Raw genomic sequence first — 22,494 nt, forward strand, 5'->3', positions numbered from 1 at the left:
ACTTTGCCGACCTGTTTAACACTAGCTACTAACCTATAGCAAAACCGCTTCTAGCGGTTCAAGCGCAGCGTTTCAAACCTCCACCTCTGGTGGAGGTCATGACTGTCTGGAAGCGATCGTCGCGCCTGTTGCGTGAATGTCGTGCGAGATCGCCGGTGCTATCTCATCGATGGCGCTCAGCCACCGAACCCATGAAATTTCGCTGCGTAGAAGAAGAGCGGTATCAGCACCGCAAATGCGATCAAGAATGCCGTGCCTGCTCGAAACAGCCGGAGGCGCCGTGTTTTCGCGCCATCCCAATCGTAAACCATCGCCTTACTCCCACAAGACAAGCTTTACAAATTACACGCCAAAAGCCTCAGCTTTGAAGGCGCTGGCATAAAAACACATTCTAACATTGCAATAAAGGGGGCTCGTCGCAAACGTTCTGGTTGGTCACAACCAATTCTGGGCGCCCTGAGGCGCAGCATTTCCCTGGAGATTGTGCTGGCAATGGTGCGGGCGGCGGGGATCGAACCCGCACAGCCAAGGCCGAGGGATTTTAAGTCCCTTGCGTCTACCAGTTTCGCCACGCCCGCGTGCATGATCGCAATAGCTTGGCCGGCCCGTTTTGGAAAGGGCTGCACACCACAAATCCGTCGCGCAAGATGTCTTCAGTTGTCGTTCTCGGGATCGGCGTTTTCATACGCACCGTCGCCTTCGACGGACACGATTGACGCCGGCTAAATCTGCGTCACAGGCTGGCACGCGAGCGTTCATGCGTGATAGTCTGAGGCCAGAATATCTATAAAGGAGAACAAGATGAGCAGATTTCGGGCACTTTTGGCGGCTGGAGCGCTGGTCACTCTTGCTGCGATGGCGTCGGCCTGCTCGACCCCGCAAAATTCAATGGGGTCTGCCTCGGGCTATACGCCCGGTGATTCCATGAACATCGCCTGCGCGCAAGGCTTCAGGCCTAGCGACAATCGTTCCTGCAGCTACTGATGCTGTCGGAGACGCAGGCAAACCAGCCTGCAATCTCCGATTTCATATCGTTGGCGTTGGCTCTTGCTACGCGCCCTGTTGGTCCGGTTTCATTGGGCGATACCGGTTGAGAAAAGTCCCGGCGAGGACCCCGAAGGACGCTCCGACCGCCTTTACCGCTGCGTCGTGCAGGCGCGCATGTCGGGTCGGGGACAGATACTGCAAGTATTCGATGGCGACCGCACCAAAGATCAAGAGCACAGCTACTGCGACCCAATGACGTGGATAGGCCAGCGCAAACGCGAGACCGACAACCAGGTAGGCGAGTGCACGATCGAGATTGACCGACGTGATCGTGTGAGGACGCAGCCCGATGGGTGAAACAGTGACGAAAATGATGCCGGCGAGGAGGAACCAGGCGACCGGTCTGGCGAACTTGTATGTTATCATTGCTCTATTCTAGCCATGTTGCACTGCGTTGGAACCGCACAAATGCGTTATCAGACGCGGTTTTTGCGCGTGCCGGTGGCTGCTTTTGCGCGACCGAACGGTTGCGGCCGAAAACGGACTTCATTCGGCTCTGCTCCTATGCGATAGCGAACGGCGCCAACAGCAAAGGATAGTGACCGTGGACAGACAGGATGTCGAAGCTGCCGAGGAAGCGATGCGCAGCCTTTTTCCGGCGACGCCGCTGCAACTCAACGAGCATCTTTCTGCTCGCTACGGCGCCGATATCTGGCTGAAGCGCGAGGACCTGTCGCCGGTGCGCTCCTACAAGATTCGTGGTGCGTTCAATTTCTTCCGCAAGGCGATCGCTGAGGGCGCGTCCGACAAGACCTTCGTGTGTGCCTCCGCCGGCAACCACGCGCAGGGCTTTGCATTCGTCTGCCGCCATTTCGGCGTTCCCGGCGTTGTGTTCATGCCGGTGACCACGCCGCAACAGAAGATCGACAAGACGCGTATGTTCGGCGCCGAGTTCATCACCATCAAGCTGACAGGCGACTTCTTCGACCAGTGCTACAAGGCCGCGCGTGACCATGTCGATGCGATCGGTGGCGTCATGGTACCGCCTTTCGACCATGTCGATATCATCGAGGGGCAGGCGACGGTTGCCGCGGAGATCGAGCAGCAGTTGCCGGAGGGCACTGTTCCTGACCTGATCGTCATGCCGGTGGGCGGCGGCGGCCTTGCGGCCGGAACCAGCGGATATTTTCAGGGCGTTGTTCCGAAATCGGGGTTCGTCTTTGTCGAGCCGGCCGGTGCGCCGAGCCTGAAGCGCAGCATCGATGCCGGCGAGGTCGTCACGCTTCCCAAGGTCGACAATTTCGTTGACGGTGCCGCCGTTGCACGGATCGGCGATTTGAATTTCGCGGCCCTCAAGGACTTCTCCACCGATCAGGTCATGCTGATGCCGGAGAACGCGATCTGCGTGACGATCAGCGAAATGCTGAACGTCGAAGGCGTCGTGCTCGAGCCTGCCGGCGCACTGTCGCTGACGGCCATCGCCGCAATGGATCCGGCAGCGATCCGTGGCAAGACGGTCGTCGCCATCGTCTCCGGCGGCAACTTCGATTTCGAGCGGTTGCCCGACGTCAAGGAACGCGCGATGCGTTATGCGGGACTGAAGAAATACTTCATTCTGCGCCTGCCGCAGCGCCCCGGCGCCCTGCGCGATTTCCTCAACCTTCTGGGGCCTGAGGACGATATCGCCCGCTTCGAATATCTGAAGAAGACGGCGCGCAACTTCGGCTCGATCCTGATCGGTATCGAAACCAAGGCGCCGGAGAATTTCGCGCAATTGATTGCGAACTTCGAGAATGCGGGCATGGGGTTCGAAGACATCACCGAAAACGAGATCCTGGCAAACCTCATCATTTAACTTTGACGACACGAACCGGCGTGATAAAGGCGAACCATGGCTTCGATATTTTCCAGCATTCTCTCGATGTTTTCCGGCGGCGCGAAGCCGACGACGTCGGCGTCCGGCGTCGCATCCGATCCGCAGCTGTACGGCGATTGCACGATCTATGCCGAGCCGCAAAAGGAAGGCAGCCAGTACAGGCTGGCAGGGCGTATCGAGAAGGTTGTTGGCGAGGATGTCCTCGTGCGCAATTTCATTCGCGCCGACATGTTCTCCTCTTCCGATGATGCGATCGAATGCACGGTGCGCAAGGCGCAGCAGATCATCGATCAGAACGGGCCATCGCTCTTCGCCGATGGTGCGAAGACACGTCAGGTCTGATTATTCTGCTCTTTTGAGAGATAAACTGACGCGTCCGTGTCGGCCGCGCGCTGTTGCTCATCCAATCTTAAAGTATTGCAGCGAATCTTGTTGGCAGCAGGCTTTGCAGGACCGTGTTGTGCATCAGGATACAAGAAGACCGATCGTCATTCTTGCCGCTCAGGGAAGGTGCGGCGCGACCCGCCGCCATGCTGACCGATCGGCGACCGCGCTTCGGTTGAACGAAGCGGAACGGGGGACCTGATGGAAACCCTCAACCTCCTTCTTTTTGCAATCGAAGCCGTCGGTTACTTCGCGCTAATGGTGACGCTGCTGCATTTCCGCCACCGTCTCGGCCTGGGCATGTTCCTGACGGCGCTCGGCGTCATGCACTTCATGGAAACATATCTGGCAGCCGTATTTTATGTGCCGGTGCCCTTTGGCATCGTTTCACCCGGCTCATCGGTCTTCTTCGCTGGCAAGCTGATGATGATCCTTATGCTCTATCTGCATGAGGATGCCGCCGTTGTCCGCCAGCCGATCTACGGATTGTTCCTCGGCAACCTGCTGACCGCGGCGATCGCGTGGTTGCTGCAGTGGCATTCGATTATCGAGATCTCCGCCGGAAAGGCGCCCAACTTCGATTTCCTCAACGAGATGGGCGGACTGATGATGTGGGGGACGGCGCTGCTGTACCTCGATTCCATCGGGATCATTCTGCTCTATGAGCGTCTGGGCCGCGTTTTCAAACGCAAGATCGTGCTGCGCTTCATGATCTGCGGTTTCGTCATGCTGACGTTCGATCAGGTCGGCTTCTTTGGCGCTTTGTATTACTTCGTCGGCGTGCCAGCCGCGGCCTTCTGGGGCGGCTGGAAGGCGAAGATGTTCGCGGTGTGCATATACACCGTGCTGTTCGCCATCTACGAGCGCTGGATCCGCCGTGGCGTCAGCACAATGAGCGCGCGCCCGGTCGGCGATATTTTCCACGATCTGACCTTCCGCGAGCGATACAACGATCTCTTGAGCCGAACGGGCAGGGACGTTCTGACGGGTCTTTATGACCGTGCGCGCATGGAGATGGAAGCTCCGACGATGATCTGGGATTCTCTCAAGCAGGGTCAGTCTGCCACCGTCCTTATCCTGGACGTCGACCATTTCAAGGACGTCAACGACCAGTTCGGTCACTTGCAGGGCGACGAGGTTCTCAAGGCCATAGCGGCGCGTCTCGGCACGATCCTGCGCGCCAGCGACCGGATGTTCCGTTTCGGCGGTGAGGAGTTCGTGGCCGTGTGCCCGCTCACCGATCATGCAGAAGGGGCGCGTCTGGCGGAGCGCTTGCGCTGGACGATTGCCAACAGCGTCAGCACCCCAGATGGCCGCCCGGTCACCGTCAGCATCGGCCTTGCTTCCGCCGACGAGGACGGCGTCAGCTTCACGACGGTGCTTTCAGTCGCTGATGAAAGGCTCTATCAGGCGAAGAAGAACGGCCGAAACTGCGTCATCGGTGGCTCCCGACTGGCAGACGTCGGCTGAGACGCCAACAAAAAAGACGGCCGGCAAACCGACCGTCTTCTCCAGATTTTCTATCGCGGGCAGCCGATCAGGCGGCGAGGGCAATCTCTTCAGCGCGAGCCTTGGCAGCGCTGATTGCCTTCTCGGCGGCTTCCGGACCGAATGCGAGGCCTTCGACATAGATGGTTTCGATGTCGGTGATGCCGAGGAAGCCGAGAACCGACTTCAGATACGGCACTGCATGGTTCATGCCGACTGCCGGACCCTGCGAGTAGACGCCGCCGGATGCCAGTACGACATAGACCTTCTTGCCGGTCGCGAGGCCAACCGGACCGCTTTCCGTGTACTTGAACGTGCGGCCGGCGCGAGCGACGTTGTCGATCCAGGTCTTCAGCGAGGAGTAGATGCTGAAGTTGATCAGGCCGGTGCCGATGACGATCGTGTCGGCGGCGAGCAGTTCGTCGACCAGCGCGTCGGAGGTCTTTGCTGCTTCCGCTTCTGCGGCGGTGCGTTCTTCAGCCGGCTTGCGGATAGCGGCCGTGAACAGGTCATCGATGTGCGGAAGCGGGTTCGCTGCGAGATCACGGCGAACGACGACGCTGCCCGACTGCTGGGCCTGCAGCTTGTTCGCCAGGTCGACGGCGATGGTGGTCGAAAGAGACTCAGCGCGCGGGCTGGAGGTCAGGAGCAGGATGGACGACATGACTGTTATTCCTCTCGTCTTGGGCTTTGGTGGTCCGCTTGGGAGGTCATGACCACTGGTTCGCGATGAGAAATATGTCTGGTGGGCTATCGAAAAAACTGTGATAATGTCGATCGAAACTATCTATGAATTGGATGGATGATGCTTCCCAATCCCACTCTTGATCAATTGCAGGTGTTCCTGACGGTTGCCGAAAGCGGCAGCTTCTCGGCTGCGTCGCGCGTGCTCAACCGTGCCCAGTCGGTGATCAGCTATACGATCGCGAATCTCGAAGCACAGCTTGAGATGCCGCTTTTCGAGAGGTCAGGAGCGCGTCAGCCGAAACTGACGGAGGCGGGCAGGGCGATGCTCGAGGATGCACGCCGGCTGATGACGGATCTGCATGTCATGCGTGCCCGCGTGAAAAGCCTGAAGGAAGGCCTGGAGGCCGAGGTTTCGGTCGCCATCAGCGTCATGGTTCCATCGCAGGCGATGGTCGACGTGTTGCGCGAGTTTCGCGATCGGTTTCCATCCGTCGCGCTCAATTTGACCGCCGGCGAACTTGGCATGGTCATGGACGCCGTTCAAAGCGGCAAGGCCACCATCGGGATCGGCGGGGCTGTTCTCAAGCAGGATGATTCGATCCTGATCGACAAGATCGGCCATTCCTTCATGATCCCCGTCGTGGCGGCCAATCACCCGCTGGCCCAGATCGATCGTCCGCTTACGCTGAGCGATGTTCGCGAAGAAGTGCAGCTTGTCGTCACCGATGCATCTGGCCTGACCAAGGGGCGGGATTTCAATGTGCTTTCCTACAAGACCTGGCGCGTAAGCGACATTGCAACGAAGCATGCGCTGATCCGCGGCGGTCTCGGTTGGGGAGGCTTGCCAGCGTCGATCATCCGCGAGGATCTGGTCAGCGGCGCGCTGGTCCATCTCGATCTTCGCGCCTACGAACAGGGCGAGTATCCGATCTATGCGATGCGGCGGATCGCCAACCCGCCAGGGCCGGCCGCGACATGGATGATCGAGGCGTTTCGCTCGCGCCTGTCGGCATGTCCCAACCATGCGGATTTCACCGCGTCACTCAGCGAAATTCGCACGTCGGAGATACCTCTCGCAGCCGAATAGGCGAGAGGTCTTCCGGTTGTTATCGGGCCAGCACCGGCTTTACTTCGCGGTGGAAGAACCGGAAGTAGGACGAAACCTGGGCTCGCGCGTTGGAGTTTGTGTCGAACTGAATGCCGAGCCGGCCGTTGTGGGTCCAGCGGATGACGCCATGCAATATGCCAAGATCGTCCGCCAGCAACTGTACACGGCTCCCGGAGGCTGCGTGCAGTGGAGATCTGATCTCGAGTGCAACACCGCTCGTCGAGAGGTTTAGGATGCGGGCGTCGACTTCCTTGTTGAGATAACGCACCTTGCCGAATACACGGCACGGCTTTCGTTCGGCCTTGCGAGTAATGATATTCAGATTGCGCATCATGCGGTTCTCCCTCAAATGTGGAAGCATGATAGCAACGACAGATTGATATCGCTTTATTAGCGTGCATAAAATTGCACGCATTGAATTTACGTCCTGGCAGTGCCTCTGGCCGCCACAACGTGCTCACGCCAGATCGTGAATATGCCCGATGCCACGACGATCACCGAACCAACGATCGTGTTGAGATTGAGCGTCTCGTTGTAGACCATGACACCGATGATCGAGGCGTAGACGAGCTGCAGGTAAGTCAGCGGCTGTACAGCCGCGGCGTCGAGCATGTCATAGGCGCGGATCAGGAAGTAGTGGCTGGAGATGCTGGTCATGCATACAAGCGCCATCCAGCCCCAATCCCAGCCCGACATCCAGGTCCAGTAGAAGGGTCCGACCAGCGTCATGGCGATACCGCCGACGACGCCGGTGTAGAAGAAGCTGGTCATCGCCGGATCGTCCCGGCTCACGAGGCGCGTCGCGATAACGTAGAAGGCGAAGAGAAAGCACGAGAAGATCGCGAGCAGCAGTTTGAAATCGAAGAAGCCGCCTTCGGGCTTGAGGATCAGGAGCACGCCGACAAGGCCTGCGCCGATCGCCGTCCAGCGCCGCCAGCCGACGCGCTCGCCAAGCAGCGGCATGGAAAGCAGGGCTATCAGGATCGGCGTACCTGCGAAGATCGCCTGCGAGTGGGCGAGGCCGATAATTGCGAAGCAGCTGATCGCAACAACAACCTGCGCGGCGAGAAGAACACCGCGGATAATCTGCAGCACCGGTCGTTTGGTGCGAGCCGTCGCTTGGATTCCTCCACGCACCTTCGACGCCAGCACGATTGTGAAAAGCGCAAAGGCCCAATAGCGGATCATCGTGACGAAGACAGGCGGATATGTGCTTGCCAGGTGTTTCGAGATGCCGTCCTGCAGCGAGAAGATGGTGATCGCCAGAAGGACGAAAATATAGCCTTGCGTCTTCGATTTCATGGGTCTGTTCTATGACTGCGGTATCGGCGGGTTCATCGAAACTTCTCGATCACCACGAGACTAAAGGCCGACATTCGGACGGTCGATGATCTCGCGCAGCGCGAAGCTGGAGTTGATCTTCACGACATGGGGCAGGGCTGACAGCCAGTCGCGATGGATGCGCTCGTAGTCCTCGAGATCGCGAGCGGCGATTCGCAGGATGTAGTCGTATTCTCCCGACATGAGGTAGCAGACAAGGACATTCGGACAGCGCTTCACCGCTGCCTCGAATTCGGCCAGCGTCTTTGCGAACTGGCCCGACAGCGAGATGTGCACGATGGCGATCATCTTATAGTCCAGAGCCTTGTGCGACACGTGCGCATGATAGCCGCGAATGACATCGCTTCGCTCGAGTATGTCGAGCCTTCGCGAGCAGGCCGATGCTGAAAGCCCGATCTTGGCGGCGAGATCGGCATTGGTGATGCGCGCGTTCGCCTGAAGCGTTTTCAGAATCGCAAGATCAATGGCGTCGAGTTCTGACATTCGAAGAACTTTCGATTTTTTCCCGATATCTGCAATATTCTTCGAAAAATCACGTTCGCGCAAATCCTCTTTGCAAGGACATTTCACAGCCACGGTGATTGGATTTCCCTGTCAAAACACTTCCGCAAAGCGGACATAAAATGAGAGGAACGCCAATGCGTGTCGGTTGCCCGAAGGAAATCAAGAACCATGAATATCGTGTCGGTCTGACACCCGCGTCAGTTCGAGAATACGTTGCACATGGTCATGACGTCTGGGTGGAGACAAAGGCAGGCGCCGGTATCGGAGCCGATGACAATGCCTATATCGCCGCGGGCGCGAAAATCGCTGCCTCAGCCAAGGATATCTTCGCGAAATGCGACATGATCGTTAAGGTCAAGGAGCCGCAGCCATCGGAATGGGCTCAGCTTCGCGAAGGACAAATTCTCTACACCTATCTTCATCTTGCGCCGGATCCGGAGCAGACAAAAGGGCTTTTGGCCGCGGGCGTAACCGCTGTCGCCTATGAGACGGTCACTGACGAACGCGGCGGCCTGCCGCTACTGGCGCCGATGTCGGAAGTCGCCGGTCGCCTTTCGATACAGGCCGGTGCAACGGCGCTGCAGAAAGCCAACGGCGGGCTTGGTATCCTTCTCGGCGGTGTACCTGGGGTGTTGCCTGCGAAGGTCGCGATCATCGGCGGTGGTGTCGTGGGGCTGCACGCGGCCAGGATGGCGGCCGGCCTTGGCGCCGATGTCAGTATCCTCGACAAGTCGCTGCCGCGCCTGCGCCAGCTCGACGATATCTTCGGCGGACGCATCCACACGCGCTATTCGAGCATTCAGTCGCTGGAAGAAGAGGTATTCTCTGCCGACCTGGTGATCGGGGCAGTCCTGATCCCGGGCGCGGCCGCGCCGAAGCTCGTCACCCGCGAGATGCTCTCCGGAATGAAGAAGGGCGCAGTCATTGTCGATGTCGCGATCGATCAGGGCGGTTGCTTCGAAACTTCCCACGCGACGACGCATTCGGATCCGACCTATGAGGTCGATGGCATCGTTCATTACTGTGTCGCCAACATGCCTGGCGCCGTCCCGGTCACGTCGGCACATGCGCTCAACAACGCAACGCTGGTTTATGGGCTGGCCTTGGCCGATCGTGGGCTCCGTGCCATCGCCGAAGACAAGCACCTGAGGAATGGCCTCAATGTTCACCGCGGCCGTGTCACCAACAAGCCGGTAGCCGAGGCCCTTGGCTATGAACCTTACGCAGCGGAAAGTGTACTTAACGTAGCGTAAGTTAGGGGCGCACTGGAAGGGAAGCCGGCTGCATCGCTACAGCCGGCTTCTTGCTATCTATCGATCCGGCACTGGTAGCAGTTGTTGCGTGCCGAGCGCACGTGGACATAGGCGATATCGGTCCGATCGAGCAGCGTTGCAGCGTAGGCCGGAATGTCTGCGATCGGCGTAACGGCACCGGTGCCGTAGACAATCCTGTTATTGGCGCCATAGCCGCGAACAATGAAGTCGCGGCTCGTCGACAGGACCGGTGGCAGCACTTCGTCTGCGGCGTAACGCTCACAACGCTGTTTGTGCAGGAAGACCGGACCGGTTTCGGCATAGGGTTGAAGGTCAGGGAAAGGCCGATAGGCAAAGACGAGGACCTCGTCGCCCGAATCGATGTTACGGAGGCAGTGGCGGCAGGGATGGCCGGGGCCGTCGGAGACCATTGTTTCCGGCAGGTTATCGTAGGCGTCGCGGCCACCGTTCCAGATGTGTTCGGCATCGGTCGTCGGCATTGCGGAAAAGTGGACGGCAGGCATGGCAAATCTCCTTTCGAGTTTCGCCATCAATGACTCCGGTGACGGTCGCCAGCCACCCGATCCTTGCCGGTCAGCCCTTTTTCACGATCTCGAGCAGTTCCTTGTCGCTCAGCGGCCGCACGATCGCCGTGCCGGTGGAGACGGGCGAGAAGCCGAACATCTGGTAGAGCTGCAGCGCCCTCGGATGGTCGAGGCTGTTGGTCGTGGTGATCACCCGCCTCGGATTGTGCGTCCAGATCGCATAGAGCGCCTGCAACAGGAACCATTTGCCGATACCAAGACCGAGCGCATGCTCGATCAGGCCGAAATGGCTAAGCTCGATCGTGTCTTCATCCTCAACGAGATACTCGTAGAAGCCGGCCGGAGCACCATTCACGTATAGCACGCTGATTGTATTGCGCTTGTCGTGCAGGACCGCGGCAAGGTCTTCCTCGCTCATCCGCAACCGGTCGACCCACTGCCAGCGGGCACCGACCTGGCGGTAGAGGTGGCGGTAGAACGCCGGCGGGATTCCCGGCGCGCGCATGATCGCTGTCTGGATGTTGACGGGCACCGGCAGGCTTGTCTTCGGCGGTGCCGTCATCTCGAGACGCGTGACGTGGGCTTTCAGTGACGAAGGTGTTTTTCCCATGGCGATCAGGCTTTGACCGTTTCGGGCGGCCCGGTGACCACGGGTGTATCCTCGCGGCTACCCCACTCGCTCCAAGACCCGTCATAAAGCTTGTTGTCGGTATGGCCGAGCGATTCCAGCGCCAGTGTAATGATGGCCGCCGTAATCCCGGAACCGCACGACGTTACCACCGGCTTCGACAGATCTATGCCGGCGCTCTCGATCGTCTGCTTCAGCTCGGGCAGGGACTTGAAGCGGCCCTGGTTGGCGAAAACACCCGATGGAAGGCTGCGTGCGCCCGGCATGTGGCCAGATCGCATGCCGGCGCGTGGCTCCGACTCCGTTGCGGCGAAGCGGCCCGCGCTGCGGGCGTCGGCGATCTGCAGAGTGCCGCCGGAGACAATTGCCTTCATGGCGTCCAGCTTGACGACACGTTTGTCGTCGTACGCGGGGGTAAACGTCTTGGGCTCATAGCGCGGCGCGACCGTTTCGAGCGGGCGACCCTCGGCCTTCCAGCCATCGAGCCCGCCATCGAGCACGAAGACGTTCTTCGCGCCCATCACGCGAAACAGCCACCAGACGCGCGGCGAGGCAAAGAGGCCGATGCCGTCATAGACGACGATCCGGTCATTTTCTCCAATGCCGAGCTTGCCGACTTCGGCGGCGAACTGCTCGGGCGTGGGGATCGTGTGCGGCAACGGTACGGAATGATCGGCGATCTTGTCCTGATCGAAACGGATGGCGCCGGGGATGTGGCCAGCTGTATATTCGGCGTCGGCATCGCGCTTCTGGGCTGGAAGATAAAAGGAGGCATCCAGTACGCGCAGATCAGGCTTTCCGAGTTCTGCCTGCAGCCAGTCGGCGGACACGACAAAACGGCTCGTCTCTTCGCTCATTCCACTCTCCCTTATAATCAGGCTTCGTCACCGGGGGCGCCGAAGCGGATGCGAAAGCGCCGGTTCTCCTTGCCTTTTTTCTCGATCTTGGCGATGTGAATCTGGCCGACTTCCTGCGTTTCCGACACATGTGTGCCGCCGCACGGCTGGCTGTCAATCGCCGAGTTTTCGCCGATGCAGACGAGACTGACCCGCCCGAGGCCCATCGGCGGGCGCACGTTCTTGGACTTCACGATGCCGGGGTTGGCCGCCAGCTCCTCATCGGTGATCCACTGCAGATAGACAGGATGGTTCTGGCCGACGAGTTCCATCAGCTTGGCGGTCACCTCGTCCTTGTCGATGGTGTCGGTCATGTCGAAATCGACGCGGCTTTCCTCTTCGCCAACAGCTGCACCGGTGATCGGGTAAGAGCAGACGACCGAAAGCAGATGGCAGGCCGTATGCATTCGCATCAGCTTGTAGCGCCGCGGCCAGTCGACATGCAGGACCAGGGCCTCGCCGACGCTCGGTCGCGCTTCTCCTTCGAGCGGGACATGGACGATGATATCCTTGCTCGCTCCGTGACGCGTCTGGCCAAGGGTGATCTTGCTGCCGTCTGTTCGTTCGAGAAAGCCGGTATCCCCCGGCTGCCCGCCTGATGTGGCATAAAAGCAGGTCTGATCCAGCTCGATGCCCCCGTCTTCGTGAATGGCGGTTACGACCGCCCCGCATGTCGAAAGATAGAAGTCGTCACGATAGAGGGCATTGACGGGCATGGGGTCTCACGCTGCTGGTTCGTAGGGGATCTTCAGATCCGCCGACGCCGTCAGCCATGCCGGAACAGGCAAGCCCTTCGACGTCAGGAAATCAGGATTGAAAAGCTTGGATTGGTAGCGGTTGCCGTAGTCGCAAAGGATCGTCACGACGGTGTGGCCGGGGCCGAGGTCCTTGGCAAGGCGAACGGCGCCAGCGATGTTGATTGCCGTCGAGCCGCCAAGGCAAAGTCCCTCATGCTCGACGAGGTCGAACACGAAGGGCAGGGCTTCTGCGTCCGAGATGCTGTAGGCAAAGTCAGGCGTAAAGCCTTCGAGGTTGGCCGTGATGCGGCCTTGGCCGATGCCTTCCGTGATCGAGGAGCCCGCAGACTTGAGCTCGCCGTTCTTGTAGAACTCGTAAAGGGCCGCGCCATCAGGGTCGGCGATGCCGATCTTGATGTCCTTGCTGAAACCTCGGAGGCCGGCTGCGACGCCGGCAAGCGTGCCACCGGAGCCGACAGAGCAGATAAAGCCGTCGACCTTGCCGTTCGTGTCGTTCCAGATCTCTTTCGCCGTTGTTTCGATGTGAGCCTGGCGATTGGCGACGTTGTCGAACTGGTTCGCCCAGATCGCGCCGTTTGGCTCGCTCTTGGCGAGTTGCTCCGCAAGACGCCCGGAAACCTTCACGTAGTTGTTGGGGTTCTTGTAGGGAACGGCCGGCACTTCGACCAGTTCGGCGCCGAGCAGTTTCAGCGCATCCTTCTTTTCCTGGCTCTGGGTTTCGGGAATGACGATGACCGTGCGGTAGCCGAGCGCCTTGGCGACAAGCGTCAGGCCAATGCCGGTATTGCCGGCTGTGCCCTCGACGATGACGCCGCCCGGTCTCAGCAGTCCCTTTTTCTCGGCATCACGGATGATGTAGAGCGCCGCGCGATCCTTGACCGACTGGCCCGGATTGAGGAATTCGGCCTTCCCGAGAATGGTGCAGCCTGTTGCATCCGATGCGCCCTTGAGCTTGATCAGGGGGGTATTGCCGATTGCTTCGAGCACGGAGGGATGGAAGGTCATGGAATCTGCCTCTTTGGGACTCTTAGTTTAAGAACGGTCTTTTCCCTTCACAAGGCTAGGTTGGCAAGAAATGCTATTCCACGCCTGCGGCAAGCGCGATAAAATTACTCCTTATGCCCCGCTGGCATGGTGGATCCCGGATCGAGCGGTCCGGTTGTGATCCGCAGATTGACTTTCGGCGTATGGATGACGACAAAGCAGTCACTGAAAAGCGGAAACGACCGAAACGGTCATGGTTCACGAGCATATAGACACGATCGATGCATTGATGGCGCACTATGTGGCCGGTTCTCTTCCTGAACCTGCGCGCGTGCTGGTGGAATCACATCTGGAAATGAAGCCTGACAATCGCGGCCTGGTGACGGGTCTCGAGTTCCTTGCGGGCGAGGCGCTGGAGGATATTTCCGCGTCCCCGATCGGTGACAGGGATGCGCAGCTATCCTCGATCTTTGCCTCCGCCGCTCCGCGCGGCAGCCGTGGCGACAGACTCGACAAGAGTTTTTTCCCGACATCGTTGCGCAACCTCGTCGGTTTCGACGTCGATAAGGTTCCGTGGAAGCGGAAGCTTCCGGGTTTCAGGGAGTATTCGGTCGACATCGACGGCTGTGAAGTGAGCCTGATGTGGATCCGCGCCGGTCGCGCGCTGCCCGCCCATACGCACAAGGGAATGGAGCTCACGCTCATATTGGATGGCGCGTTCACCGACAGCCGGGGACGGTTTGGTCCCGGTGACATCTCTGTCGCCGACGAGACGGTCGATCATCGGCCGATCGCCGAAACGGATCGCCCCTGCATTGCGTTTTCCGTTTTGGATGCGCCGGTGAAGTTGACCGGATCGTTCCGTCAGTTGATCGGCGACCTCATCGGCTGAAAGCAGCCACAATGCCATGATAAAGGCATGAATCCGGGGGGCACTACGGAACTCCCTGACCTGCTTCTGCGTTTCGCAATGCAGCCCGGAGGAGATTGCCATGCAAGATTTCGTCGCCCGCCCCGAACACGGAATTGTCTGGATTTCCGGTGCGAGTTCCGGGATTGGACGGGCATTGGCGTTGAAGCTTGCGGGCGAGGGGTACAAGGTCGCCGTAACTGCTCGCGACCATGAAAAGCTGGTCGAGCTCCAGACGGAGGCGAGCCCCCTATCGGGCAGCATTATCGTTCTCGATGGTGATGTCACCAATGCCGAAGACATGGAGCATGTGCTCGCTTCCATTGAATACGAGCATGGCGCGATGGCGCTGGCGATCTTCAACGCGGGCGTCTACCTGCCCGTGAGGGCGGAGGAACTGCGCCGGGATGATTTCGAGCGCAGCTTTGCCGTCAACCTGAATGGCGTGGTGAACTGCCTCGTACTGGCGGTACGGCACATGAAGGCGAAGGGGCAGGGGCAGATCGCCATCGTCTCGTCGGTAACAGGTTATGGCGGCCTTCCGACAAGTGCTGCCTATGGCGCAACGAAAGCCGCCTTGATCAACCTGGCCGAAAGTCTGAAGTTCGATCTCGACAAGATGGGGATCCGGATTCAGCTCATCAATCCGGGCTTCGTCGACACGCCGGCGACCAGGAAGAATGAATTCCCCATGCCCTCGCTGGTATCGGCCGAGGAGCCCGCACATCAGATCTCGGCAGGCCTGAAGTCGCAGGCGTTCGAGATCACCTTCCCGAAGCGTTTCACACTGATGATGAAGCTGTTGAGGCTCTTGCCCTACGGCCTCTATTTCCGCTTGGTCAACCGCTTCACCGGCTGGGATGAACGGTCTCCCACCAAGCGTCACCGACCGGTGATGACGCATCCCGCAGAATAGCACCGCCAGCCAGCCCAACAGGCCGCCAGATGGCCAAGACTGACCGCTTCCGCAGCGAGGCGATCATCGAATTTCCGTGCGATTTGATTTCGGAGTGAAGCATAAACGAGGCGGATGGGGGCCAGACAGGAGGTCATCTGCCGACGGCCCACCATCCGCTCTCGTCAGCTCCGCGAAAAGACGACCTGACGGACGTCTATGTTTCGGGCGCGGAAGCCTGCTTCGCAATAAAACAAATAAAATTCCCAGAGCCGTTTGAAACGCTCATCGAAACCTAACGGCCGAACGCGCTCCCAAACCGACCAGAAACGCTCCCGCCATTCGGCAAGAGTTCGGGCGTAGTCTAACCCGAAACCAAAGTCCCTTACCAGTGACAAATTCACTTTTCGACCAAGTTCTGCAAGGTGATCGCGGGTCGGAAGCATGCCGCCGGGGAAGACATATTTCTGGATGAAATCCGGATTGCTGCGGTACTGCTCAAACGATTCCTGGCGGATCGTGATGATCTGCAGACCAGCCTTGCCACCGGGTCTCAGGCATTGCTGCAACTTCGAGAAATACGCCGGCCAGTATTTCTCTCCGACGGCCTCGAACATCTCGATGGAGACAATGCGGTCGTAAAGGCCGGTTTCATCCCGATAGTCCTGAAAGCGAAACTCCACCCTGTCGCTGAGCCCGGCCTTGCGGATCCGGTCTTCGGCAAAGGCAAGCTGCTCACGGCTGATGGTAAGCCCGGTCACGCGGCAGTTCAGTTCCGTCGCCGCGAACTCCGCGAAGCCGCCCCAGCCGCAGCCGATCTCCAGGACGTGATCACCCGGGCGAATGCCGGTCGCTTCCGCCAACGCCCTGTATTTTGCATGCTGGGCGGATTGCAGATCGTTGGCGCCGGTCGAGTAGAGCGCGGACGAATAGGTCATCGTCGGATCAAGCCACTGCTTGTAGAAGTCGTTGCCCAGATCGTAGTGGGCCGAAATGTTTCGCTTCGAACCGGCCTTGGTGTTCGCGTTCATCCAATGACGTACCCGCTCTGCGAACCGGACGATGCCGCCCTTGCCGTTCGCGTAGTTTTGAGCGGTGTCCTCGTTGATCAGGAAAAGCTCAAGGAAAGCCGAGATATCGGGACTGTCCCAGTCGCCGTCCATATAGGTTTCCGCGATGCCGATCGTGCCGCTTGCCAGCGCACGATAGGCAAGCTTCCAGTTCGCGAGACGGATGGCCGCGTCCGGTCCCGCTGCGCTCCCCTTGATGAGCACGGTGCGACCGTCCGGAAAGGTAATTGTCAGCGAGCCGTGCTTCAGCTGCAGGAGTGCGCGCAACGCAAGCTTGCCCCTTAGCGGTACGCCTCTGGAAACTCTTGCGATGTTTGCGGGCGACAGCAATATCGCGTCCCGCGCGAAAGAATCCCGATCCTGTGCATCCGTCATAATTTTCTCCTCCGGCATTATTCTTTTTGCCGGCTAAGGACGACGATCCGTTGGAATACCCCGCCCCCCGGCGATATATCAGAACGCTAATGTCATTCTGCTGCCTTCGCAACCTCATAAAAAGGCGTGATGCTGACAGGCGGGGGCGGTGGGGGACGTGAAATGTAGCGCGCGCCTTTCAACCAGAGCTTCAACGCTTCCCAATGAATGCCACCGAGGATCTTGAGTGTCAGGAAGGGAATGCGCCCCACAAGCCTTCCCAGCGTATGTGTCGTGAGCGGAAACTGACGGCCCGAGAATGTCGCCGCAAGCAAGGGGCCATCCGAGTCCGTTTCCAGAATACGCCAGCGGATCTCCTTGCCAGGCGGCAACATGCGGAAATGATACCGCATATCCATGCCGATGAAGGGGGAGACGTGGAAAAGCTTGTCACAGCTCTGGCGTACGCCTGCTTCGGACAGCTGTGTCTCACCGACAGGGCACAGATAGGTGTGACGCTCGCCGAAGGTATTGCGCACCTCGTAGATCATCGCCGTTAGCACATCGCGATCGTCGTAAACGTAGTAGACCGACAATGGGTTGAAGACGTGCCCGACAATGCGGGGGTAGCAGACCAGGAATATACGCGTGGCGTGCAAGCCGACCCTCGCAAGAAGTTCGTCCGTGTATGCCCTTATCGGCTGCTCGCCGGAATGGTCGCTTTCATGAAACGAAACGAGATTTCGACCATTGACGGAGAAGAGGCGCGATACGCGATCTGCCTCTACGAGGCGGTCTAGGTCGATGCAGAGGGAAAAGACCCTGTAGCGGAATCGGTGACCAAAGGGCTTCATCCGCTGGTGCATGACATCGCCGACATAAAGGCATGCAGGGGCAGCCGGCGGTGGACCGTTACCCTCCATGCATACCCCAAGGCTTGCCGTTCTAGCAGTCATACGACGTCGTCCAGTTGCGTCTGGAGCGAATGTTGATCGCTCGCTTTCCACGGCGCCGTTGCCCCCAGTGCGGCGGCTGCCGCCAGCCCGGAGACAAGGCCGTCTTCGTGAAATCCGTGGCCGGTCCAGGCGCCGGCAAAATAGCTGTGGTTCTTTCCCTGGATGCCGGCAAGGGCTTTTTGCGCGGCAATGCTGTCCGCCGAGAATTGCGGATGCTCATTGCTGAACTCCGCGAACACCTTTCGGGAATCCGGCTCACGCTCGGGATTGAGCGTTACGAACAACGGGTACCTCGGGTCGATTCCCTGTAGCCTGTTCATCCAGTAGGTGACGGCAACGCCTGCTTCCCCGCTCGCCTTGCTTGAGCGCAGATAATTCCAGGACGCCCACACTTTCTGGCGTTGAGGCATCAGGCCGATATCCCGATGCAGCACCACCCTGTTCGGTTGATAGGGGATCGCAGCCAGCAATTTTCTTTCCTGGTCGTTGGCGTCGATCAGCATCCAGCTCGTTTGATCGCTGTGGGTGGCGAAGATGACCTTGTCGAACCTCTCCTCCGCGCCGCTTTCGTCGATGACAGTCACGCCCGCCTGATCGCGCATGACGCCACGGACGCCCACGCCGAGCCGCAGTTTGTCACCGAGCGGTGTCAGTAATTTTTCCAGATAGTTGCGGCTGCCACCGGTAACGGTACGCCATTGGTGCTGCTTGCTGTAGATGAGCCTGTGATTGTCGAAGAAGTTGACGAATTGCTCCGCAGGAAACTGCAGCATCTTTTCCGCAGGGCTCGACCAGATGGCGGCCGCCATCGGGACGAGATAGTTGTTCGTGAAACCCGGCGAAAACCCGCGCCAGTCGAGATAGTCGCCAAGAGACCGGGTAGCCAGGTGCCCCTCGGCGCGATCCCGAAGGCACATCCGGTTGAACCGGAGAATTTCGCGGATCATCAAGAGGAAGGTCGGCCGCAACAGATTGCGTTTCTGCGCGAATATCGATGAGAGGCCGCCGCCGCTCCACTCGAGCTTGCCGTGATCGAGCGAGAGCGAAAAGCTCATGTCGCTGGCATGGGTGTGCACGCCAAGCCAGGCAAACAGCGCTGTCAGGTTCGGATAGTTGGGTTCGTTGTAGACGATAAACCCCGTATCGACCGGGATGCGCACGCCATCATAGTCCACGTCGACCGTGGCCGTGTGACCACCTGCGCGCGGGCTCTTCTCATAGAGCGTGACTTCGTGCAGCGGATTGAGAGCCCAGGCAGCGGACGCGCCTGAGATGCCGGAGCCGATCACGGCGATCCTCAGGCGTCGCTGAGGTTGCTGAAAATGTGCGTTCATGCGGCAGCCTTAGTGGCGTTGTACGCCTTCAGCGCTCCGTCTCGGGCGGTGGCGTGGTCAACCATGGGTTCCGGATATGTCTCGCCGAGTCTAACGCCAGCCTTCTCCAGCACGCTTGCCGGCGCTTCGAATGGCCGGTGAATGTATTTGCTCTCGAGTTTTGCCAGTTCCGGCACGAATTCGCGCACGTAGGCGCCGTCGGGATCGAATTTTTCGCCCTGGAGAACGGGATTGAAGATCCGGAAGAATGGCGCGGCATCTGCCCCTGAACCCGCTACCCACTGCCAGCTCGCCGCATTGCTTGCAGGATCGGCATCGATCAAGGTATCGCGAAACCACCCTTCGCCGCGGCGCCAGTCTATCAGCAGATCCTTGACGAGAAAGGACGCCACGATCATGCGCACCCGATTGTGCATGAAGCCATGCCGCCAAAGCTGGCGCATGCCGGCGTCGACGATCGGGTAACCGGTCTGACCACGCGTCCAGAGCCTGAATTGCTTCGCATCGTTCTGCCAGCTGAATCCATCGAAGCGATCATTCCAGTTGCAGTAGGGAAGCTTCGGGAAGTGATAGAGCAGGTGGTAGGAAAACTCTCTCCAAACCAGTTCCTTGCGGAAATGGATGATGTCGTCCGGCGATAGCGGCAGACCGCGCGTCGCCTCCCATATACGAGCAGGCGAGATGAGCCCCAGCGCAAGGTATGGGGAGAGCATCGACGTTGCCTGCTTTGCAGGAAAGTCCCGTTGCTCCTTGTAGCCTTGCATGGCGCCGTCCAGGAAATCGTCCAGTTTCGCCCGCGCCGCTTCCTCGCCGGGTTCCCAGACCTCCGCGAATTCGCCTGCCCAATCCGGTTTCACCGGAAGAAGCTTCCACGACGACAGGTGTTCCGATCGGGGCTGATGCGCGGCAAACTTGATCGAAGAGGGCGCATCGAGCGGACGATGAGGTTCGGGGGCACTCTCGAAGGCGCGCCAGAACGGTGTGTAGACCCGATAAGGCTGCCCCGCCTTGGTCAGCAGTTTCGATGGTTCATGCAGAAGCTGGCCGCCGAAATCTCTGGCATCAACCTGGCGTCTTTGCAATTCGCGCAGGATGCGAAGGTCGATCGCCATGCCCGCCGGCTCGTAGCGGCGATTCCACACGACCATCCGTGCTCCTGTGGATTCGATGAGATTGCTCAAGACCTCAAACGCATTCCCCGAGGTCAACACAAGCCTGCCGCCGAGGGCGGTGATCGATGAGTCGAGCCGCTCCAGCGAATGATGAAGCCACCAGGCTTGCGCGGCGCCGAGCGGGCCCGTCCCCGCAGTTTCCGGCTCCCTGATGTAGAGCCCGATGACCGGTCGCCCCGATTGGCATGCTGCGTTGAGCGCATGATTGTCGTCGAGGCGCAAATCCTTGCGGAACCAAACTATTACCGGTTTTTCCGTGTCGTCTGCCAATGATGCCATTCCCGTTTTTTCAGTTTCATCCTGTTACGGATCGACGAAGGATCTGGATCAAAGGTTTCAGTCTGATGCGGAGAGAATTCCGCCGTCTATCTGGCTGTTGTTAGCGGGGCACAAGCGATGCCGGCAACCGGGAAATGCGCGGTCTGTCGTTCGACATGGATTTTCTAAGCTTCGGCCCGGGCGTGGAGCGTTGTTTCTTTAGTCCATTAAAAACATAGACAATAATCATGCCAGTATCGAAGCCGGTGCGGACCGACAGGAGAAAGCATGAGCATTGTTCGACAGTTTGACCGCCTTTGCGCCATACGCGACCAATTGGAAGCGAGGCTTGACCTCCATGAAGCACGCTTTTGTCTCGGCGGCGAGGATATTGATGACGGCACGGAACGGGATCTGCGGGAACGTATTCTTGAGGTGAGGGAGGAAATCTCCGCCCTCGAACATCGTCCGCGCTATTTCGACCTTTAGGCACGCAAAATGACCGCGACTCTCGTCGTCCCTGGACTGGACGGATCGGATGCAGGCCACTGGCAGCGCTTCTGGGTCGAAGATGATCCAGACAGCTTTATCGTTGAGCAGGACAACTGGCACGCCCCCATCGTCGACCAATGGGTAGACCGGCTCGAGGCGGCTCTTGTCGAGCAGGGAGAGGCCTTCATTGTCGCTCACAGCCTCGGCTGCATCCTGACTGCGAAGCTTGCCGACAGGCCATCATCCTACCGCATCAAGGGCGCGCTGCTCGTCGCCCCCTGCGATCTGCCAGCGACGGAAAAGCGGCATCCCGGCGCAATACGCTTCGGCACGATGCCCACGCGCGCGCTGCCGTTCCCCAGCATCACGGTTGGCAGCCTGAATGATCACTACATGGAACTCGATCGGCTGACGCTCTATGCCCGCCTGTGGAAGACCGAGCTGAAAAACATTGGGCTCGCCGGCCATATCAACATTGCCAGCGGTTTTGGCCGATGGGCTGGTGGCTACGCTTTGTTGGGCAATCTGAAAGAACGTGCAAAGGCGCCCCGCCGACGTGCCTGAGCGGCACGTGCTCGACCGTTGCCGGTAGGCACGCGCAATTTGCTTAATGTGTCGAGAGGGACGTTGTCGGCAAGAATTGCATGGCGTCGTCGCCCGAATTCTCATGGGCCTGCCTTGCGCGGCGTTCGCGGGCTGCGGTCTTCAGCAACCGGGCGAACGAAGTGAGGCTGGTACCGTCTGCGTGGAGCACCTGCCTGATGAGCGGGTCCCGCAAGATCTCGGATATCGTCATGTCCTGCATTGTGTCTACTCCCTTGATGGGGAGAACCTACCTGACGGTTGCAACGGGCAGATGTCGCGAGCGTGGCGGAAAAGTGGCGAACCTTCTTCCGGCAACGGCGCCGCCTGTCATCCACCTGTCACAGACAGACGTGAGCATCGCAATGCGATGCGGCGCTCGGCAAGAATGGCCATTGATCGCCTTGCGGCACGCAAGCAGGAGCAACCATGGCAGATGAGCGGCCCTTGGTCGAAACGCCAACCGATGTCGGTAGTGCGTCACCTCGTGCCCAGGAGGTCGCCCAAAGGGAAATCGCTCAAGCCGGCGCGATCTGTTTCAGGAAGAAGGCGAAGCAGCCGCTTGAGGTCCTGCTGGTCGGCAGTCGTCGCAACGGACGATGGGGCATACCGAAGGGGCACATCGAACCCGGCGAAACCACCCGCGAGACAGCCACCCGCGAAGCTTTCGAGGAAGCCGGTATCCGGGGGAAAGTGGCGAAGAAGATCGTTGGATCCTTCACCTATACGAAGGACAGCAGCGTCCTGACCTATCGCGTCGAGGTTCACATGTTGGCTGTAGCCGAGGTCTTGCGGGATTTCCCGGAGAAGGGCATACGCCGGACGCAGTGGGTTTCGATAGATGTCGCAGCCCGTGAAGTCGCCCAGCCGGGCCTTCGGCAAATCCTGCGGGACCTTTCCTGATATCCGAGCGATCCTCAAATTTTATGATGCGCGCCCGCGAAGCCATGCTTTTGCGCGGGCAAACACAATCACGCGAGGCCGGCGGCGAAACCCGTTGTTACCGTTGACAAGCGGTCTATTGAGGTAGAA

General features: G+C 59.3%; 26 protein-coding genes and 1 tRNA gene. 11 read left to right on the plus strand and 16 right to left on the minus strand.

The window, feature by feature from the left end; all coding sequences use genetic code 11:
- Window positions 1–493: 493 nt before the first annotated feature.
- A tRNA-Leu gene (locus tag QTL94_RS17570) sits at window positions 494–578 on the minus strand.
- Window positions 579–801: 223 nt separating this feature from the next.
- Here QTL94_RS17570 and QTL94_RS17575 point away from each other — a divergent pair.
- On the plus strand, window positions 802–984 hold the full coding sequence (locus QTL94_RS17575; protein ID WP_083199679.1) for a hypothetical protein: 183 nt from the start codon (window positions 802–804) through the stop codon (window positions 982–984).
- Between the two features lie 66 nt (window positions 985–1,050).
- On the opposite strand, the gene QTL94_RS17580 is transcribed toward QTL94_RS17575, so the two are convergent.
- Window positions 1,051–1,413, minus strand: a complete 363-nt coding sequence (locus QTL94_RS17580) for a VanZ family protein (RefSeq protein WP_289802691.1) — start codon at window positions 1,411–1,413, stop codon at window positions 1,051–1,053.
- Window positions 1,414–1,591: 178 nt separating this feature from the next.
- Between QTL94_RS17580 and ilvA the strand changes: the two genes are divergently transcribed.
- The 3 genes from ilvA (at window position 1,592) to QTL94_RS17595 (ending at window position 4,717) form a co-directional block, all read left to right on the plus strand.
- Window positions 1,592–2,842 carry a threonine ammonia-lyase gene (gene ilvA, locus QTL94_RS17585; RefSeq protein WP_289802692.1) on the plus strand — a complete coding sequence of 417 codons (1,251 nt, stop codon included), beginning with the start codon at window positions 1,592–1,594 and terminating at the stop codon, window positions 2,840–2,842.
- A gap of 36 nt (window positions 2,843–2,878) precedes the next feature.
- A complete protein-coding gene (locus QTL94_RS17590; protein WP_113521763.1) occupies window positions 2,879–3,205 on the plus strand; it encodes an HlyU family transcriptional regulator in 327 nt (108 codons plus the stop codon).
- A gap of 240 nt (window positions 3,206–3,445) precedes the next feature.
- A complete protein-coding gene (locus tag QTL94_RS17595; protein ID WP_289802864.1) occupies window positions 3,446–4,717 on the plus strand; it encodes a GGDEF domain-containing protein in 1,272 nt (423 codons plus the stop codon).
- Window positions 4,718–4,784: 67 nt separating this feature from the next.
- Here the strand turns inward: QTL94_RS17595 and QTL94_RS17600 are convergent, their stop codons facing one another.
- Window positions 4,785–5,399, minus strand: coding sequence for an FMN-dependent NADH-azoreductase (locus QTL94_RS17600; RefSeq protein ID WP_289802693.1), 615 nt, complete (start codon window positions 5,397–5,399; stop codon window positions 4,785–4,787).
- A 141-nt stretch (window positions 5,400–5,540) separates the two neighbouring features.
- Between QTL94_RS17600 and QTL94_RS17605 the strand changes: the two genes are divergently transcribed.
- The gene (locus QTL94_RS17605) at window positions 5,541–6,509 is read left to right on the plus strand and encodes a LysR family transcriptional regulator (protein WP_289802865.1); all 969 of its coding nucleotides are present in this window, start codon (window positions 5,541–5,543) and stop codon (window positions 6,507–6,509) included.
- A gap of 19 nt (window positions 6,510–6,528) precedes the next feature.
- On the opposite strand, the gene QTL94_RS17610 is transcribed toward QTL94_RS17605, so the two are convergent.
- From QTL94_RS17610 to QTL94_RS17620, 3 genes are all read right to left on the minus strand, one after another.
- Complete coding sequence (locus QTL94_RS17610; protein ID WP_065694201.1) at window positions 6,529–6,864, minus strand: PilZ domain-containing protein; 336 nt, start codon at window positions 6,862–6,864, stop codon at window positions 6,529–6,531.
- A gap of 86 nt (window positions 6,865–6,950) precedes the next feature.
- Window positions 6,951–7,832 carry a DMT family transporter gene (locus tag QTL94_RS17615; protein WP_289802694.1) on the minus strand — a complete coding sequence of 294 codons (882 nt, stop codon included), beginning with the start codon at window positions 7,830–7,832 and terminating at the stop codon, window positions 6,951–6,953.
- 60 nt (window positions 7,833–7,892) lie between these two features.
- A complete protein-coding gene (locus QTL94_RS17620; protein ID WP_113521761.1) occupies window positions 7,893–8,354 on the minus strand; it encodes an Lrp/AsnC family transcriptional regulator in 462 nt (153 codons plus the stop codon).
- A gap of 155 nt (window positions 8,355–8,509) precedes the next feature.
- Here QTL94_RS17620 and ald point away from each other — a divergent pair, with 155 nt between their 5' ends.
- Window positions 8,510–9,628 (plus strand): alanine dehydrogenase, encoded by a 1,119-nt coding sequence (gene ald / locus QTL94_RS17625; RefSeq protein WP_289802695.1) that lies wholly within the window; start codon window positions 8,510–8,512, stop codon window positions 9,626–9,628.
- 53 nt (window positions 9,629–9,681) lie between these two features.
- On the opposite strand, the gene QTL94_RS17630 is transcribed toward ald, so the two are convergent.
- From QTL94_RS17630 to QTL94_RS17650, 5 genes are all read right to left on the minus strand, one after another.
- Window positions 9,682–10,152: a DUF1203 domain-containing protein gene (locus tag QTL94_RS17630; protein WP_289802866.1), complete on the minus strand. Its 471-nt coding sequence runs from the start codon at window positions 10,150–10,152 to the stop codon at window positions 9,682–9,684.
- Between the two features lie 70 nt (window positions 10,153–10,222).
- Window positions 10,223–10,783 (minus strand): GNAT family N-acetyltransferase, encoded by a 561-nt coding sequence (locus tag QTL94_RS17635; RefSeq protein WP_065694206.1) that lies wholly within the window; start codon window positions 10,781–10,783, stop codon window positions 10,223–10,225.
- A 5-nt stretch (window positions 10,784–10,788) separates the two neighbouring features.
- Window positions 10,789–11,658, minus strand: coding sequence for a 3-mercaptopyruvate sulfurtransferase (gene sseA / locus QTL94_RS17640; protein ID WP_289802696.1), 870 nt, complete (start codon window positions 11,656–11,658; stop codon window positions 10,789–10,791).
- Window positions 11,659–11,675: 17 nt separating this feature from the next.
- Complete coding sequence (locus tag QTL94_RS17645) at window positions 11,676–12,413, minus strand: alanyl-tRNA editing protein (protein ID WP_289802697.1); 738 nt, start codon at window positions 12,411–12,413, stop codon at window positions 11,676–11,678.
- A 6-nt stretch (window positions 12,414–12,419) separates the two neighbouring features.
- A complete protein-coding gene (locus QTL94_RS17650; protein WP_289802698.1) occupies window positions 12,420–13,460 on the minus strand; it encodes a cysteine synthase A in 1,041 nt (346 codons plus the stop codon).
- Window positions 13,461–13,692: 232 nt separating this feature from the next.
- On the opposite strand from QTL94_RS17650, the gene QTL94_RS17655 reads away from it, so the two are divergent.
- Both QTL94_RS17655 and QTL94_RS17660 read left to right on the plus strand, forming a co-directional pair.
- Complete coding sequence (locus QTL94_RS17655; RefSeq protein WP_289802699.1) at window positions 13,693–14,331, plus strand: ChrR family anti-sigma-E factor; 639 nt, start codon at window positions 13,693–13,695, stop codon at window positions 14,329–14,331.
- Between the two features lie 100 nt (window positions 14,332–14,431).
- Window positions 14,432–15,265, plus strand: a complete 834-nt coding sequence (locus QTL94_RS17660) for an SDR family NAD(P)-dependent oxidoreductase (RefSeq protein WP_289802700.1) — start codon at window positions 14,432–14,434, stop codon at window positions 15,263–15,265.
- A 164-nt stretch (window positions 15,266–15,429) separates the two neighbouring features.
- On the opposite strand, the gene QTL94_RS17665 is transcribed toward QTL94_RS17660, so the two are convergent.
- The 4 genes from QTL94_RS17665 to QTL94_RS17680 all read right to left on the minus strand — a co-directional run bounded on the left by QTL94_RS17665 (window position 15,430) and on the right by QTL94_RS17680 (window position 20,400).
- Window positions 15,430–16,689, minus strand: a complete 1,260-nt coding sequence (locus tag QTL94_RS17665) for an SAM-dependent methyltransferase (RefSeq protein ID WP_289802701.1) — start codon at window positions 16,687–16,689, stop codon at window positions 15,430–15,432.
- Window positions 16,690–16,781: 92 nt separating this feature from the next.
- Window positions 16,782–17,624, minus strand: a complete 843-nt coding sequence (locus tag QTL94_RS17670; RefSeq protein ID WP_289802702.1) for a DUF1365 domain-containing protein — start codon at window positions 17,622–17,624, stop codon at window positions 16,782–16,784.
- Entirely contained in the window at window positions 17,621–18,958 is a 1,338-nt protein-coding gene (locus tag QTL94_RS17675; protein WP_289802703.1) for an NAD(P)/FAD-dependent oxidoreductase, read from the minus strand. The genes QTL94_RS17670 and QTL94_RS17675 overlap by 4 nt, the downstream gene beginning before the upstream one ends.
- Window positions 18,955–20,400 (minus strand): cryptochrome/photolyase family protein, encoded by a 1,446-nt coding sequence (locus tag QTL94_RS17680; protein WP_289802867.1) that lies wholly within the window; start codon window positions 20,398–20,400, stop codon window positions 18,955–18,957. Before QTL94_RS17680 ends, QTL94_RS17675 begins: the two co-directional genes overlap by 4 nt.
- 276 nt (window positions 20,401–20,676) lie before the next feature.
- Here QTL94_RS17680 and QTL94_RS17685 point away from each other — a divergent pair, with 276 nt between their 5' ends.
- Window positions 20,677–20,877 carry a hypothetical protein gene (locus QTL94_RS17685; protein ID WP_083199680.1) on the plus strand — a complete coding sequence of 67 codons (201 nt, stop codon included), beginning with the start codon at window positions 20,677–20,679 and terminating at the stop codon, window positions 20,875–20,877.
- A 9-nt stretch (window positions 20,878–20,886) separates the two neighbouring features.
- Entirely contained in the window at window positions 20,887–21,444 is a 558-nt protein-coding gene (locus QTL94_RS17690) for an RBBP9/YdeN family alpha/beta hydrolase (protein WP_289802704.1), read from the plus strand.
- Window positions 21,445–21,487: 43 nt separating this feature from the next.
- Here QTL94_RS17690 and QTL94_RS17695 read toward each other — a convergent pair whose 3' ends face one another.
- The gene (locus QTL94_RS17695; protein WP_289802705.1) at window positions 21,488–21,685 is read right to left on the minus strand and encodes a hypothetical protein; all 198 of its coding nucleotides are present in this window, start codon (window positions 21,683–21,685) and stop codon (window positions 21,488–21,490) included.
- 206 nt (window positions 21,686–21,891) lie between these two features.
- Between QTL94_RS17695 and QTL94_RS17700 the strand changes: the two genes are divergently transcribed.
- Window positions 21,892–22,365, plus strand: coding sequence for an NUDIX hydrolase (locus tag QTL94_RS17700; RefSeq protein ID WP_289802706.1), 474 nt, complete (start codon window positions 21,892–21,894; stop codon window positions 22,363–22,365).
- Window positions 22,366–22,494 lie beyond the last annotated feature (129 nt).

This window comes from Rhizobium sp. S96, assembly GCF_030382195.1.
Classification (GTDB): domain Bacteria; phylum Pseudomonadota; class Alphaproteobacteria; order Rhizobiales; family Rhizobiaceae; genus Rhizobium.